Source organism: Shouchella rhizosphaerae (assembly GCF_900142675.1).
Classification (GTDB): domain Bacteria; phylum Bacillota; class Bacilli; order Bacillales; family Bacillaceae_D; genus Shouchella; species Shouchella rhizosphaerae.
This window is the reverse complement of record NZ_FRBS01000003.1, coordinates 242298-257678: the sequence shown is the minus strand read 5'-3', so window position 1 is coordinate 257678 and position 15381 is coordinate 242298. Positions and strand designations below refer to the sequence as shown.

The window sequence follows — 15381 nt, the reverse complement described above, 5'->3', positions numbered from 1 at the left end:
GCGTTTTTGAGTTGCGGTGCAGATTGTTGAAAGATATGCTTGCAATAGCGAACGAGGCTTGCTAAGTTAAAAGCCTGGAAGAGAGGAAAGGAGTTACACCGGATGATTTATTTGGACAATAGCGCAACCACTCGGCCCCATCCCGACGTGCTTGTTTTATATACGAAGATGGCTGCAGATTATTTTGGCAATGCTTCGTCGTTGCATACTCTTGGCATGGAAGCGGAGCAAGTACTTGATCATGCCCGTAAACGTTTTGCTGCTTATCTTAACTGCATGCCGAATCAGCTTATTTTTACCTCAGGGGGCACAGAAGCAAATGCGGTGGCCATTCAAGGAACAGCGAAAAAGCATGCAAACGGCCACTTAATTACCACCACTGTTGAACATGCATCTATTTATGAGAATGCTCGCGCTCTTGAAGCGCAAGGGTTTGAAGTGACGTATGTGCAAGCGGACGAGGATGGACGTGTGACAAGCAAAGCGATTGAATCTGCCATTCGTCCAAATACCGTTTTGGTTACGCTTGGGCATGTCCAAGGCGAACTAGGGACTATCCAACCGATCGCTGAAATTGGCGCTTTGCTTCAACGCTACCCACAAATCAAATTTCATGTCGATGCCGTGCAAAGTTTGGCAAAAGTCCCATTTTCGCTGAAAGAAGCAAACATTGATATGCTGTCTTTATCCGCCCATAAAATCCATGGTTTGAAAGGGACAGGGTTGTTATTTGTCAACAATCCTGCTACTCTGGAAAGTCTCCTTTACGGAGGCGGACAAGAACAACGATTGCGTCCTGGCACAGAAAATACAGCAGGTGTCGCTGCATTTGCCAAGGCGCTCGGGTTAATGGAAAGTCAGGAACAGGAACAGCAACAACGGCTGCTTGCCTTAAATGACATGTTGCGCGCCAAGCTGGAACAAATAGAGGGGCTAGTCGTTAACACGCCAACATCGGGCTATGCACCTCATATACTGAATGTATCGATTCCAGGCATTAAGGCCGAAGTACTTGTGCAGGCACTCGGTCAACGCCAAATTTACGTTTCGACACAGTCAGCCTGCTCGACGAAAACGGGCAAACCGAGCCGTGTCCTTTTAGGGGCAATGAAACCGAGAACAGTGGCTGAGAGCGCCATTCGCATGAGCTTCTCGTTTGCAACGACACATGAAGAAGTGGAAGCATGTGCAGACGCCTTAAAACAGATCATTCCAGAGCTTCAGGAGGTTGTAGGGAAATGAAAATGGACCATATTCTTGTTCGTTATGGCGAATTGGCCTTAAAAGGAAAAAACAGAGGCCATTTTGAAAAACTACTGCTCGCCAATATTCGCCATGTATTAAAACCTTTTCCAAAGGTACAAGCGAAGCGGACGTTTGGGCGGATTGTCGTCGAACTAAACAGCACCGACCATGAGCCCGTTGCAGCAGCACTAGCCAATGTATTTGGCATTCAATCATACAGCCTCGCCTTAAGAGTGGAGAATGAGTTAGAAGCCATGCAAAAAGGCGCACTCTTTATGCTTACTCAACATCCAGATGCTAAAACGTTTAAAGTCTCTGCTAGGCGGGCATACAAGCTTTTTCCGATTGATTCCCAGTCCCTTAACCACAAAATAGGCTCATACGTGCTAAAGGCATTCACTGGCGAGTTAGCTGTTGATGTCCATCATCCCGATGTCAACGTTGTAGTCGATGTGCGAGAGTCAGGAACGTATATAACAGCTGGTGTGTATGCAGGAGCAAAAGGATTGCCGGTAGGAAGCAGTGGAAAAGTTCTTCATTTGCTGTCAGGCGGAATCGATTCGCCTGTTGCCGCCCATATGCTAATGGGCAGAGGAGCAGAAGTAGAAATGCTTCATTTCCACAGTCCTCCTTATACAAATGAACGGGCCAAACAAAAAGTGATTGATTTGACAAGAGAGTTGACAAAATTTGGTCGTACGATCACGCTTCATTTTGTCCCCTTCACCGATATTCAAACGCATATCCATAAAGAAGTGCCGTCCAGTTATGAAATGACGATTATGAGACGGATGATGTTGCGGATTGCGGATCGGATCGCCAGGGAACGAGGCATCTTAGCGATTTCAAATGGTGAAAGTTTAGGCCAAGTCGCCTCGCAAACACTGGCCAGCATGAATACGATTAATGAAATGACCAATTTACCTGTATTGCGTCCGCTTTTAGCAATGGATAAAGAGACGACAATCGCTTATGCGAAACGGATTGGCACGTATGAAACATCGATTCTCCCTTATGAAGACTGTTGTACGATCTTTTTGCCGACAGATTCTAAAACAAAGCCAAAACGGGATCGTTCTGCTCATTTTGAACAATACGTGCAAGTGGAGGAAAAATGCAGAGAGGCGATTGCGGGAATTGAATCCCTTGAAGTAACAGGCGCGCACACATCGCCAACATTGGACCAGTTATTTTAAAAGGAAATGATGGGAATCCCCTACTTCTTGCGAAATGGAAGTAGGGGAAGTTCATATATTTACCAGTTATCAAGCATGTATGTTCTTTCCTCTTTCGAGCAATCTAGAAGTACCGGAGGAGGTGAGACATATGGCTAACTCAAACTCAAATAACTTGGTAGTACCTGGCGTACAACAAGCACTTGATCAAATGAAATACGAAATCGCTTCTGAATTTGGCGTAAACCTTGGAGCTGACACGACTTCTCGTGCAAACGGTTCTGTAGGTGGCGAAATCACGAAACGTTTGGTTGCTCAAGCTGAACAACAATTAGGCGGATTTCAAAGATAAGTTCATACAAAATGGCTAGGAGCAGGGACACCCCTGCTCCGTTTCTGTGTTTTTCAACGATATGGGAAGATGATATACTAGAAAGAGGCAGAAAGGGGCTTTTGTGGTAACCGCACGTTGTATACGGAAGCAAGAAAGGACTCTAGGCTGCGTGGCGAACGGAGAAACAACGATACATAAAGATGATAATGGGCAATGGGGGAGCTACGAACATTTGTAGGAGATGGCGGAGCATTTGATTTTAAGACAAAATTACAAAGGAGCGAGAGGATGAAAGCGAGAAGGTGGATTGCATTAGGAATTGGGGCTTTTATTTTGGTGTTTTCAGTCATTACATCGCTATCACTAGCGATGAATACATATTCCCAAGCCAATTGGCTAGCAGGAGCTTATGACGAAAGCGTAGTGATTCAGGAAGGAGATCCTTCCGGTTCAATTGCCCTTTTAGAAGTAAACGGGGCGATCATTAATACAACAAGCGATTCTCTGTTTTCTGCTGAAGGGTACAATCATTCAAACTTTATGGATTTATTTTACCAAACAATGAGTTCCCCAAATGTGGAAGGGATTATTATTGCGGTTGATTCTCCTGGTGGCGGCGTATTAGAAAGTGCGGAAATTCATGATGCGGTCATTGAAGCACAAGAAAATTATGGGAAACCCGTTTACATTTCAATGGGTTCGATGGCTGCTTCTGGTGGGTATTACTTGGCCGCTCCTGCTGAGCAAATTTTTGCATATCCGCAAACGTTAACGGGGTCAATTGGCGTGATTATGAGTTCGTTAAACATTACCGAATTGCTTGATAAAATCGGTGTCGAGGAAACGGTTTACAAAAGCGGTCCTTACAAAGACATGATGAGCGGCACTCGTCCGCCTACTGAAGAAGAAGATGAGATTTTACAATCGATTGTCGATGAATACTACGATGAATTTGTCGAAGTCATTGCCAATGGCCGGGGAATGGATGAAGAGCGCGTTCGTGAATTAGGGGACGGCAGAATTTATACAGGCAGGCAAGCGCTCGAAGCAGGCTTAATTGATGAGCTTGGGTCGATCAATGATGTCATTGCCGCCATGCAGCGTGATTTGGGCAGCAACTACCAAGTCATTGCGATTGAGCCGAAACAAGGATTAACGAGTATGTTTGGCCTTGCTGCTGAAAAAATATTTGGCAAAGCTGAACAAAAACAAGGACTCATGGAACTGACCGAGTACAACCAACCTAGAGCCATGTATCTGTATGATTATGAATAAGGGGGCTGAACAAATGGAAAGGCGATTCCCCTCTGCCGGATTCAAGCGTTATTTACGAAAACAGCCGCCGGTGATGGTTCCTGCAACAAGGGAGGCGGCTCAAGAAAAAGGGGCAAGCGCGATTCGTTATGCTGGGTTTTGGATGCGATTATGGGCGTTTTTATTTGATTTATTGATCGTTTCAGCTATAAACGCGGCATTAGTTCATTCGTGGCTGCCGTTTGTACAAACAAACGACCATTTCTTTGGGTTTGCGGTTACAACGGTGATTGCCCCAGCTATTCTTTACGCACTGTTGTTTTTCGCTTATTTTGCAGGAATGACAAAAGCTTTCTCGCAAACGCTTGGAAAAATGGTGTTTGGTTTAAAAGTGGTTGCTGCAGACGGCTCGCCGCTCACATGGCGAACATTGTTCTTTCGAGAAGGCGTCGGCCGCTTTATCCAGCAAGCACCCTTACCACTTCGTTTCCCGCTGCTTGCTTATATTGTTGTTGCATGCACGCCTAAAAAACAAGGCATCCATGATTTGTTTGCCGAGACATATGTCATCCATTGTGAGTAGCAAGAACAATGGTGAAAACGGAGCCTGTCGTCTAATTTTGACGACAGGCTTTAGGTTTATGGACAAGGAAACCGCAGCGCTCCAACCCCCGTTCCATTCGATTTTCCCTCGTCTGCCAAGCGTTTTTTAACTGTCAGAGTACGATTATCGACTTTGTCTTTTTTAGATAACGACCGTTTGTTTATTTTTTCGGCAATTGCGTATAGTAAAGAGAAAGGAGGGCAACGGTGTGCAAAGCTGGGTATGGTGGTTAATAGCGTCCACAGCTAGTCTGCTGCTACTAGGCATATGCCTTTTAATGGCAACAATTCGCATTCGGTGTACTTACAAACATCGACAAAAGGAAGATTTGCTGCAACTGGATGTCCGCATGTTAGGCTTTACTCTTTATCAATTGGAAGCGCCTTTAATTGAATGGAATGAAAACGAAGGCACGGTGTCGATCAGGGAAAAAAATAAAAGCCCTGTAAAAGAAAACAAACAAAAAAAGAAATGGTCGATTGAAACAATCAAGCGCTTTATTAAGAAAAGCAAAGAGTGGATTGCACACTTTCCCAGCTATAAACGGATCGCTGTTCGTTTTTTTAAAGGCTTGACTGTTGAAGAGTTCAAATGGTCCACTGAAATTGGCACAGGAGAAGCCGCCAGCGCTGCCAAAGTGGCGGGGGTCGTATGGGGGCTAAAGTCGTTTTTTTGCGGATGGGCTTCCCATAAAGTGAAATGGCGTGCTGCCCAACAATTGGACGTCGTTCCCCATTTCCAGTCTGAAACGTTCGCCCTTTCGTTTTCATGCATAGTCTCCTTTCGCGTGGGACACGCTATACGTACAGGTCTTGCGCTTGTTCTCAATTACAAGAAGAACTCTTCACAGAAGGTACAGGCGCCTGCACAAGGTGCTGTAGCAAGTGATTGAGTGAAAGGAGTAAAGTCATGTCAGAACATCCAATTCAGGGCTTGATGAAGACAGCAATGGAAAACATCAAGGCCATGGCTGACGTCAATACCATTGTCGGTGACCCTGTCGAAACACCTGATGGCAGTGTCATTATGCCGATTTCAAAGGTAGGCTTCGGGTTTGCTGCAGGGGGAAGTGAATTCCACATCGAGCAAGCTCACGATGAAATTGGCCATCCATTTGGCGGTGGAAGCGGCGGCGGTGTGTCGATTACGCCAATTGCCTTTTTGGTCGTAAATAGCAAAGGTGTCAATATGGTTCATTTAGACAGTTCGACTCATCTTTATGAACGACTGCTCGACTTGGCGCCGCAAGCTTTTGAAAAAGTACAACACATGCTAAAGCAGAACGAGCATGGTGACAAAACTAGCTATCATTATGACGATCCCCTTGCATAATTGGTTCAACAAGCTCTAAGCCAGTTGAGATCTTCTCAACTGGCTTTTCGGCGATGTGCAGATTTTATGATGCTTCCAATTCGGCATCGGCCATGCATTTTACCCCTAAGTTGTTTAATTTGCGATGATGCAACACGCGATAGGCTACGATGGCCAGAATCACAATTGAGGCTGAGATGATGTACATAAACGAATAGGTAGAGCCTGTGACAATGAGGCCAAGCACGTAAGAGCCGAGGCCGATACCAAGGTCATAAAAAATATAAAAAGTGCTTGTCGCTTGCACTGCTTGTTTTGGGGGAACAGATTGAACGGCAAGCGTTTGGAAACTTGGCAGCACAGAGCCGAAACCGGCACCCATTAAGACAGCGGCGATTAAAAAAATCGATAAGCTGCCTGCTTGCGAAAGGGTAAAGAGGCCGATCGCAAATAAAACAAGTGTTGGGTAGACAACGACATTTTCACCAAAGCGGTCAAAAATCCTGCCCGTAATCATACGGGAACCTAGGAGGACAAGGGCATACACAAGAAAAAAAGCACTTGCTGCGGATTCCATGCCGAGGCTGACAGCGTACAACGTAATAAAACTTAATATCCCACCGTAAGCAAAGGAGGCAAGGGATGAGCAAAGGCTGACAGGCACCGCTTTTATGGCAATAAACCGATCTACAGAAAGAGGTTCTGGTGCTTTTCTTACAGGCTTATACACGATAAACAATGCAAGCAATAGCCCTATAACGGATAAAAATACGGTCGTTAGAAAAAGTGCTGTGTAGGAAATGTGTTGGACGACTTGCAATCCAACGACAGGGCCGATGACCATAGCCAGGCTCATAAACATGCTGTAGTATCCGACTGCTTCTCCTTGCCGTGTTTTAGGGGCAATCATGATCGCTAGCGCACCTGCTGCTGTTGTCGCTACTCCAAAGCCCAAACCTTGTAAAAAACGCAAAAAAAGAAGCCATCCGAATGAAAATGACCAAATGTGCAAAATGGCGGTGATCACTACGACGAGAAAGGAAACGAGCAACATGTTCTTCTCTCCGAAACGATCAAGCAATAGCCCTGCGAAAAGGCGGGCAATGACTGAGGCAGCGATGAACACTCCAACGATAATGCCGACTTGTTGTTCTGACGCATGAAGCACGTCCATCGCAAATAACGGCAATGTAGGAATGAATAAGTTGAAAATCGAAAATAAAGTAAATGCGCTAAAGCATAAATACAAAAACGTAGGCGACCAAAGCCGCTGCTTAGCCATGGAGTCACATCCTTTAATTGTTTGGCACACGAAATAATTATATACGTTTATAGTGTAGAGCGAATGGCAGAAACAGTCAATGGGAAAGGCATCCTTTTTGTGCCAATCAATGTTCACGATTAAAACGTCGCAGTTGCCTAACGACTGCTTAGCCTGTACAATTTATAAAGAAAGAACCAATATGATGGGGGGAAGGGAAGCATGCAAATTACATTCAAGCAAAAACCAGTCACATTAGCTGGAACACAAGTCCAAGTAGGGGAAAAAGCGCCGGATTTTACGGTGTTGGCCAACGATTTATCTGAAGTAACGCTCGCAGATTCAAAAGGAAAAGTTCGCTTGATCAGTGTTGTGCCATCCTTGGACACAGGTGTATGCGACCAGCAGACAAGGCGTTTTAATGAAGAGGCAGCAAAATTGGATAATACGGCGGTTCTTACGATCAGCGTCGATTTGCCATTTGCCCAAAAACGTTGGTGCGCTTCCGCTGGCATTGATAATGTCCAAACGCTTTCCGACCACCGCGACTTGTCATTTGGCGAAGCATACGGTGTAGTAATTAAAGAATTGCGCTTGTTGGCCCGTTCTGTCTTTGTCGTTAATGCGGATGATGAGATTGTTTATGTGGAGTACGTGAACGAAGTGACGGAGCACCCAAATTATGAGGCTGCGTTGGAAGCAGCTAAAAATGCTTAATAGCCGAACGGCATAATCAGTTTATGTCCACTGCTGTGACAGTGGACTTTTTCTTTGTGCTTTTGTACAATACAGGACAGACAAGATGGACGGAAAAAAGAAGGTGTAAAAATGGAATCAACTCAAGTAGTACGTCTGTTTGATTATTTGGACCAAAGCGCTGACATTTTACTTAACCAGATCGAGGGAACGTATTTAGACGCTTTGGCTGCAGCAGGCGACAATTTATTTGAACAACAGATTTTGCAGGAAGTGCGTGGCGAAACCGAGGCAATGCTCGAAAAAAAGCTAAACGAAGTGAAAGACGAAAAATGGGAACGGGAAGATATGCGCAAAGCATTTCAGCTTGCCATCATAAAAGGAATGAAAGGGACCGTACAAGCAAACCACATGCTGACGCCTGACGCGGTAAGTTTGTTTATCGGCTATCTGGTTCAAAAACTAATAGACCCTAAAAAAGAGCGCTTTAAACTGCTTGATTTGGCTGTTGGTTCAGGGAATTTGTTGTTTTCGATTTGCAACCATGTAAACAATGAGCCAGAGGCAATTGGATTTGAAGCGGATGAAACATTGCTGAAAGTCGCGTTCGCAAGTGCCAATTTGCAGCAACGTGAAGTCGCTTTATACCACCAAGACAGCGTCCAAGTTACATTGCCTCACGCAGACATCGTGGCGAGCGACTTGCCTGTTGGCTATTATCCAAAAGATGATGTCGCAAAAGGGTTTGAGTTAAAAGCAGGAGAAGGGCATAGCTATATTCATCATTTAATGATCGAACAAGCAATTCGCTCCCTTCATCCCGGCGGGTATGCAGTGTTGCTTGTCCCAAATTTTTTATTCTCAAGCGATCAAGCAGAAGCATTAAATGTTTACTTGAAAAAAGAAGCAATTGTGTTAGGGCTTCTCCAGCTTCCAAGTTCGCTGTTTTCCAACAGTCAACACGGCAAAAGTATACTGTTGTTGCAAAAAAAGGCAGACAACGTCAAAACCCCTCAACAAGCATTGCTTGCGGAGCTGCCGTCTTTTTCAAACGCTGAAGCGATGCACGATATGATGAGGCAAATCAATAAATGGTTTTCAGAACAGTTAGGGCGCTAAATGAGCGCTCTTTTTTTGTTGAAATTGCCGCTCTTTTTAATTAATTCAAATGTATGCGCTTTTTTGTCGAACCGTGCTTGAAATCAAGGCTGGTGAATGCTTAAATGGTAGAGGAACATGCGTGTTAGACAGAAAAAAGGAGTCGAAAGAACCATGGCTAAAATTATTGCAATTAATGCAGGAAGTTCATCTCTCAAATTTCAACTGTTGGCAATGCCAGAAGAGACAGTCATTGCAAAAGGGCTGGTTGAGCGGATTGGCTTAAAAAAAAGTATTTTTACAATCGAAGCAAACGGCCAACAGCATGAATTGACCGAAGATATTCCTGACCATGCTGCAGCAGTAAAGCTTTTGCTAAAGGACTTAACGGGCCGCGGCATCATTGCATCCCTAGAAGAAATTGAAGGCATTGGCCACCGTGTTGTTCATGGCGGCGAGAAATTCAATGATTCCGTTGTAATTACAGATGAAGTCCTTCAAGGCATTGAGGAAGTATCAGAATTGGCTCCCCTCCATAACCCTGCCAACATTACAGGTATTAAAGCCTTTAAAGAAGTCCTTCCAAATGTACCTGCTGTAGCAGTGTTCGATACTGCTTTCCACCAAACGATGCCAGAGAGCGCATTTTTATATAGTTTGCCCTATGAATACTATGAGAAATATGGCATTCGTAAATATGGATTCCACGGCACTTCCCATAAATATGTCACACATCGTGCAGCCGAATTAATGGAGACGCCAATTGAAGAATTGCGTATTCTTTCTTGTCATTTAGGCAACGGCGCAAGCATTGCTGCGGTTAAAGGCGGCAAGTCGATTGATACATCGATGGGCTTCACGCCACTGGCAGGTGTGACAATGGGGACCCGTTCAGGAAACATTGACCCTGCCCTGATTCCTTACATTATGGAAAAAACCGGCCAATCTGTAGAAGAAGTCGTGGCTACGCTTAATAAAAAGAGCGGCTTGTTAGGGATAACTGGCTTTTCAAGTGATTTGCGTGATATTGAAGCGGCTGCGAAAGAAGGGGACGAACGAGCACAGGTAGCTCTTGATGTGTTTGCGTCTCGGATTCATAAGTATGTCGGTTCATATGCGGCACGGATGGGCGGACTCGATGCGATTGTCTTTACTGCTGGCATTGGCGAAAATAGCGCCACCATTCGGGAACGTGTTCTAAAAGGGCTCAGCTTTATGGGCGTTGATGTTGATTTGGAAAAAAATAATGTCCGCGGCAAAGAAGCGTTTATTGAAAAAGCGGGCGCTCCAGTTAAAATCATTGTCATCCCAACCAACGAAGAAGTCATGATTGCTCGTGACACGGTTCGGTTAACATCATAAGATAAGTTCGCCTTGCCCCCTCGGTTAAACCAGAGGGGGGAGGCTGTTTTTTTTATCTAGTGTTTCCCATAGAAGTTTTGCCTTTCTGGAAAGAAGTAGATAAGATAGAAGCGGAGGTGTCTGGCAATGACAGTCAATGGCTTTTATTTAATTCGTGACCGTGAAATTAAACAGGCAGCTAATGGCTCGCTCTACGCCAATTTCACACTGCTAAAACAACATACGATTCTGTCTGCGAGGCTATGGGATATAACAGACGACCAACAAGATAAATTTGTGCCAAAAGCAATTGTAAAAATTGAAGGGAAGCTAGAAACATTTCGCTCTAAACAACAAGTGACGATCCAAAAGATTCGCTTGGCTACTGAAGAAGACGGCATCAACCGCACCGAATTGGTATCGAAAAAAGGGATTTCCAGAGAGGATTTGTGGCATGAGCTGCGGATGATCATGGAAGAAATCCAATCGCCAGTTCTTCAACTTGTTATAAAAAAGCTTTATGGCGATCGATCAATTCGCGAACGCTTTACAACCATCCCTGCTGCTAAAAAATTGCATCATGCTTATTACGCAGGCTTGCTTGAGCAGACGGTAGAGTTGGCCGCTGCTTGTTTGCAACTTCTTCCTTTGTACGCTGACTTGGACAAAGACGTAGCCCTTGCCACTTGTTTGCTCGGCGACATTGGCAAAGTAAAAGCATTGGAAGATCCGTTTGCCCCTGAATACACCCGTTCTGGTGAGTTAATCGGCCATTTGGCATTAAGTTCAGAAATGATCAGCCAAGCGGCTAATGAACAGGGGTTGGACGTAAACGACCAGAAATTAGTAGCAGTCAAACACGCGATATTGGCCCAATATGGCGAAACGGAGTCAGGGTTGTCCAGTACCGTTCAAGCAAAAACAAAAGAGGCGCTTTTTTATTACTATATCAAGCGGATGAATACAGAATTACGGGCGTTGCAGCAAGCTGAGGGCGGAGAACACGACTTTGCCTATCTCGATTTGTTTAAGCGAAAGATGGCTGTCGGAAAGGCTTTTCATCAAGAGGAGGAAGCTGAGTGAAGACGGAGATTGCCTTAATGCATGATCGAGTACGTAAGTATGAAAAACAGTTATACGAACAAGCGCAAAGCCCAATGACGACGCCTGTCCCTTTGCAAAAGGCAGGGATGCGGACATTAGCTCAGTTAGAACCGTTTGTTCTCCAATTGCATCCCTTTATCACAAAAGATGAATGGTTTAATCAGCGTGCAAAGGAAACGTTTACACCACTTCCCGTTAGCGCAAGTGAACAACAGATCACTATTCATGAACAAAAGCTAAATCGCGAGGAAGCCAAAATACGACTTTTGTCTGCAGGCAAAGGAGCCTATTTAGCGAAAGGCAAAAGAATGGCATTGACTTTGCCAGCGCAACTGTATGCGTGTGGACGCGCGATTGCTCTAATCGGCCATGCTTATGGATATAAAGGAGACACAGCGCTTGAGTCGCTGTATGCGATTCGCCTACTCCACTTATCCTTTTTGCCGCGCTATGCGCGCCTCGCTGAATGGGAACTCCTGCAAAAGGAGCTGGCTGAGCATGAAAAAGGCCAACCTTTCTATCAATCAAGGGAAGATTTATTCAGTGATGAATTGCTTGTGTCTTTGGCTTTGCAATCGATGAAATGGGGGCTTATTCGTTCAGTAAGCAATAAGCAGATTGCTGGCAAAAGCTTGGCGACATCTGCGGTCGGCGCTTATAGTTTTTACAAGCAAATACAGACAACCCTCGCTGCTGCACGTGTTTTTTACCAAAAAAGGTGGCTAAATTCTAGGGAGCGCATATACTATACAAAAACCAGGCGATGACTCAATCAGGCCTGGTTATTTATATAGAATATTTGGCGAAACCCCTTGTCAAAAGAGAGGAAGCCTGTTAAAGTTATGTATATTCATTAATAGAGGCTTATTTTCTTGCAAATCGGGAAGAGGTTCCCGACTGTTTTTTGAACATTTATGTATAAAAATAACGAAAAGAGAATGATTATTCATAGCGGAGGGATTCACATGGCGAAAGAAAAAGTAGTTTTAGCTTACTCTGGGGGATTGGATACGTCTGTTGCCGTTAAATGGCTAACTGACAAAGGGTATGACGTTATAGCTGTCGGCCTCGATGTTGGCGAAGGAAAAGATTTGGAGTTTGTAAAACAAAAAGCCCTTCAAGTTGGGGCCATTCAATCTTATACAATTGACGCAAAAAAAGAGTATGCTGAATCATTTGTCTTGCCTGCGTTGCAAGCACATGCCCTTTATGAGCAAAAGTATCCTCTTGTTTCGGCGTTATCACGCCCGCTCATTTCCAAAAAGCTCGTAGAGATTGCCGAACAGACGGGAGCAACAGCAGTAGCCCATGGCTGCACAGGAAAAGGCAACGATCAAGTGCGCTTTGAAGTTTCCATTCAAGCGTTAAATCCGAACTTAAAAGTATTAGCACCTGTAAGGGAATGGGCATGGTCACGTGATGAAGAAATCGAGTATGCAAAAGCGCACAATATCCCGATTCCGATTGATCTTGACAACCCATATTCGGTTGACCAGAACTTGTGGGGACGTAGCAATGAGTGTGGCGTTCTTGAAGATCCTTGGGCGACTCCGCCAGAAGGAGCCTATGCGCTGACAGCGCCGCTTGAGAAAACGCCTGATACACCAGACATTATTGAACTGTCTTTTGAAAAAGGGGTGCCCGTTGCGATTAACGGAGAGGCATACCCTCTTGATCAGCTGATTTTGACGTTAAATGAGATCGCTGGCAAACATGGCGTAGGCCGGATTGACCATGTTGAGAACCGCCTAGTTGGCATCAAATCTCGTGAAGTTTATGAATGCCCAGGAGCGATGACGCTAATCAAAGCTCACAAAGAGTTGGAAGATTTGACGCTACCGAAAGAATTGGCCCACTTTAAACCGGTTATCGAAAAGAAACTGACTGAACTCATTTATGAAGGGCTTTGGTTTTCAAGCTTGCAACCAGCACTTCTTGCTTTCTTAAAAGAATCTCAAACGCATGTAACTGGTGTTGTCCGTGTCAAACTTTTTAAAGGCCATGCGATCATCGAAGGGCGCAAATCTGCTTACTCTTTGTACAATGAAAAACTAGCCACGTACACGCCAGATGATGAATTTGACCATTCAGCTGCAGTTGGGTTTATTTCCCTATGGGGCTTGCCTACAAAAGTACACAGCATGGTGACAAAGGAGAAAAAGGAGGTCACGCTGTGAGCAAGCTGTGGGGTGGAAGGTTTACAAAAACAGCAGAACAATGGGTCGATGAATTTGGCGCATCGATCGGTTTTGACCAACAGCTTGTTGAGGAAGACATTACAGGAAGCATTGCCCATGTCACGATGCTTGCCAAACAACACATTCTTTCTGAGGAAGAAGCGGCCCAGATCAAAAATGGGCTAAAGACGCTGCAAAAAAAAGCAGCAGCAGGAGAGCTTGTCTTTTCTGCTGCTCAAGAGGATATCCATTTAAATTTAGAAAAGCTGCTCATTGATGAAATTGGCCCTGTTGGCGGTAAACTGCATACAGGAAGAAGCCGGAACGACCAAGTTGCGACTGATATGCACCTCTATTTGCGGACGCAAACCGAAGAAATCATGGAAGCAATCCGCACATTGCAGGCCGCATTGGTTAAGCAGGCGGAAGGGCATGTCGAAACGCTGATTCCTGGCTATACCCATTTACAGCGGGCACAGCCGGTTTCGTTTGCCCATCATTTGCTTGCCTACTTTTGGATGCTGGAACGTGATTACGGCCGATTGCAAGACAGCTTAAAACGGGTGAACATTTCTCCATTAGGGGCTGGTGCTTTGGCGGGGACGACATTTCCGATCGACCGTGCTTACACTGCGGAACTCCTTCATTTTGAGGGCATTTACGAAAATAGCCTTGATGCCGTCAGCGACCGCGATTTTATTGTTGAATTTCTCGCTGCTTCGGCGACGCTAATGATGCATTTGTCTCGGTTATGTGAAGAGTTGATCCTATGGTCTGCACAGGAATTTCAATTTATTGAAATCGACGATGCCTTTGCAACTGGATCAAGCATTATGCCACAAAAGAAAAACCCGGATATGGCTGAATTGATCCGCGGCAAAACCGGACGCGTGTACGGCAGTCTGTTCAGCTTGCTGACAACGTTGAAAGGTTTGCCGCTAGCTTACAACAAAGACATGCAAGAAGACAAAGAAGGCATGTTTGACACTGTAAAAACAGTCAAAGGCAGCTTGCGGATTTTCGCAGGAATGATTGAAACGATGACTGTAAATACGGATGCGATGGCAAAAGCCGTCACAAGTGACTTTTCAAATGCGACTGAGTTGGCAGACTATTTGGCGACAAAAGGAATGCCTTTTAGAGAAGCTCATGAAGTAGTAGGCAAACTTGTGCTCACAGCAATTGAAAAAGGTGTGTATTTGCTTGATTTGCCTATCGAAGTTTACAAAGAGGCGAGCAGCCTGTTTGCCGATGACATCTACGAAGTTCTCCAGCCCAAAACCGTTGTTGGCCGACGGAATAGCGCAGGGGGCACCGGTTTCGAGCAAGTCAAGCTCGCCCTTGGAAAAGCAAACGATCTTTTGTCTCAGTCTATAAAAGGATAGTATGTGCAGGCTAAAGTCAGCTAAGCAAGATCCGAAGCCGAGTAAAGATGTAAGAGGGAGCATTGATGCTTCCTCTTTTTTATTTTTTTGTGAAAAGGGGGTAGAAAATAAATACAGGAGGCAAACTAAGGAGCAATGAAAAAGGAGGAGTGGGACAATGGAAAAAAAGCAAGAAACCAATGGCGAACACATTGAGTCTGGCGAGCAGATGGTAAATGAACAAATTATGGATTCCTATTACCAAGGGACAGCAGAGGACGAAAAGCGTCGCAGCAAATGACGTCCTGATCTCGATCGGATGACACAAACGCAAAACAAAACCCAGGCTGATTAGTAGTTAGCACTGGGTTTTGTTTTGCGTTTCCAATGGGACTCATGTATCTTTGGGATAAAAGC

16 protein-coding genes are annotated in these 15381 nt (G+C 44.9%); 15 read left to right on the top strand and 1 reads right to left on the bottom strand.

Annotated features, from left to right (window positions below; genetic code table 11):
* Positions 1–102 precede the first annotated feature (102 nt).
* The 7 genes from BUC05_RS10320 (at position 103) to ytfJ (ending at position 5944) form a co-directional block, all read left to right on the top strand.
* Positions 103–1242, top strand: coding sequence for a cysteine desulfurase family protein (locus BUC05_RS10320; RefSeq protein ID WP_011247593.1), 1140 nt, complete (start codon positions 103–105; stop codon positions 1240–1242).
* On the top strand, positions 1239–2441 hold the full coding sequence (gene thiI, locus BUC05_RS10315) for a tRNA uracil 4-sulfurtransferase ThiI (RefSeq protein ID WP_011247592.1): 1203 nt from the start codon (positions 1239–1241) through the stop codon (positions 2439–2441). The genes BUC05_RS10320 and thiI overlap by 4 nt, the downstream gene beginning before the upstream one ends.
* Before the next feature lie 130 nt (positions 2442–2571).
* On the top strand, positions 2572–2772 hold the full coding sequence (locus tag BUC05_RS10310; protein WP_011247591.1) for an alpha/beta-type small acid-soluble spore protein: 201 nt from the start codon (positions 2572–2574) through the stop codon (positions 2770–2772).
* Between the two features lie 270 nt (positions 2773–3042).
* A complete protein-coding gene (gene sppA / locus BUC05_RS10305) occupies positions 3043–4029 on the top strand; it encodes a signal peptide peptidase SppA (protein WP_011247590.1) in 987 nt (328 codons plus the stop codon).
* 13 nt (positions 4030–4042) lie between these two features.
* A complete protein-coding gene (locus BUC05_RS10300) occupies positions 4043–4591 on the top strand; it encodes an RDD family protein (protein ID WP_011247589.1) in 549 nt (182 codons plus the stop codon).
* Between the two features lie 229 nt (positions 4592–4820).
* Positions 4821–5504 carry a DUF2953 domain-containing protein gene (locus BUC05_RS10295; protein ID WP_011247588.1) on the top strand — a complete coding sequence of 228 codons (684 nt, stop codon included), beginning with the start codon at positions 4821–4823 and terminating at the stop codon, positions 5502–5504.
* Between the two features lie 17 nt (positions 5505–5521).
* Positions 5522–5944, top strand: coding sequence for a GerW family sporulation protein (gene ytfJ / locus BUC05_RS10290; RefSeq protein ID WP_011247587.1), 423 nt, complete (start codon positions 5522–5524; stop codon positions 5942–5944).
* 64 nt (positions 5945–6008) lie between these two features.
* On the opposite strand, the gene BUC05_RS10285 is transcribed toward ytfJ, so the two are convergent.
* Positions 6009–7205: an MFS transporter gene (locus tag BUC05_RS10285; RefSeq protein WP_011247586.1), complete on the bottom strand. Its 1197-nt coding sequence runs from the start codon at positions 7203–7205 to the stop codon at positions 6009–6011.
* Between the two features lie 201 nt (positions 7206–7406).
* On the opposite strand from BUC05_RS10285, the gene tpx reads away from it, so the two are divergent.
* From tpx to BUC05_RS21925, 8 genes are all read left to right on the top strand, one after another.
* Positions 7407–7901, top strand: coding sequence for a thiol peroxidase (tpx, locus tag BUC05_RS10280; RefSeq protein ID WP_011247585.1), 495 nt, complete (start codon positions 7407–7409; stop codon positions 7899–7901).
* 111 nt (positions 7902–8012) lie between these two features.
* On the top strand, positions 8013–8999 hold the full coding sequence (locus BUC05_RS10275; protein ID WP_011247584.1) for a class I SAM-dependent methyltransferase: 987 nt from the start codon (positions 8013–8015) through the stop codon (positions 8997–8999).
* A gap of 153 nt (positions 9000–9152) precedes the next feature.
* The gene (locus BUC05_RS10270; RefSeq protein ID WP_011247583.1) at positions 9153–10340 is read left to right on the top strand and encodes an acetate kinase; all 1188 of its coding nucleotides are present in this window, start codon (positions 9153–9155) and stop codon (positions 10338–10340) included.
* 126 nt (positions 10341–10466) lie between these two features.
* Complete coding sequence (locus BUC05_RS10265; RefSeq protein WP_011247582.1) at positions 10467–11402, top strand: 3'-5' exoribonuclease YhaM family protein; 936 nt, start codon at positions 10467–10469, stop codon at positions 11400–11402.
* Positions 11399–12190 carry an EcsC family protein gene (locus BUC05_RS10260; protein ID WP_011247581.1) on the top strand — a complete coding sequence of 264 codons (792 nt, stop codon included), beginning with the start codon at positions 11399–11401 and terminating at the stop codon, positions 12188–12190. The genes BUC05_RS10265 and BUC05_RS10260 overlap by 4 nt, the downstream gene beginning before the upstream one ends.
* A 198-nt stretch (positions 12191–12388) precedes the next feature.
* Entirely contained in the window at positions 12389–13600 is a 1212-nt protein-coding gene (locus tag BUC05_RS10255) for an argininosuccinate synthase (RefSeq protein WP_011247580.1), read from the top strand.
* On the top strand, positions 13597–14985 hold the full coding sequence (gene argH / locus BUC05_RS10250; RefSeq protein ID WP_035201905.1) for an argininosuccinate lyase: 1389 nt from the start codon (positions 13597–13599) through the stop codon (positions 14983–14985). The genes BUC05_RS10255 and argH overlap by 4 nt, the downstream gene beginning before the upstream one ends.
* Before the next feature lie 157 nt (positions 14986–15142).
* A complete protein-coding gene (locus BUC05_RS21925; RefSeq protein WP_011247578.1) occupies positions 15143–15265 on the top strand; it encodes a hypothetical protein in 123 nt (40 codons plus the stop codon).
* The last annotated feature ends 116 nt before the right edge of the window (positions 15266–15381 follow it).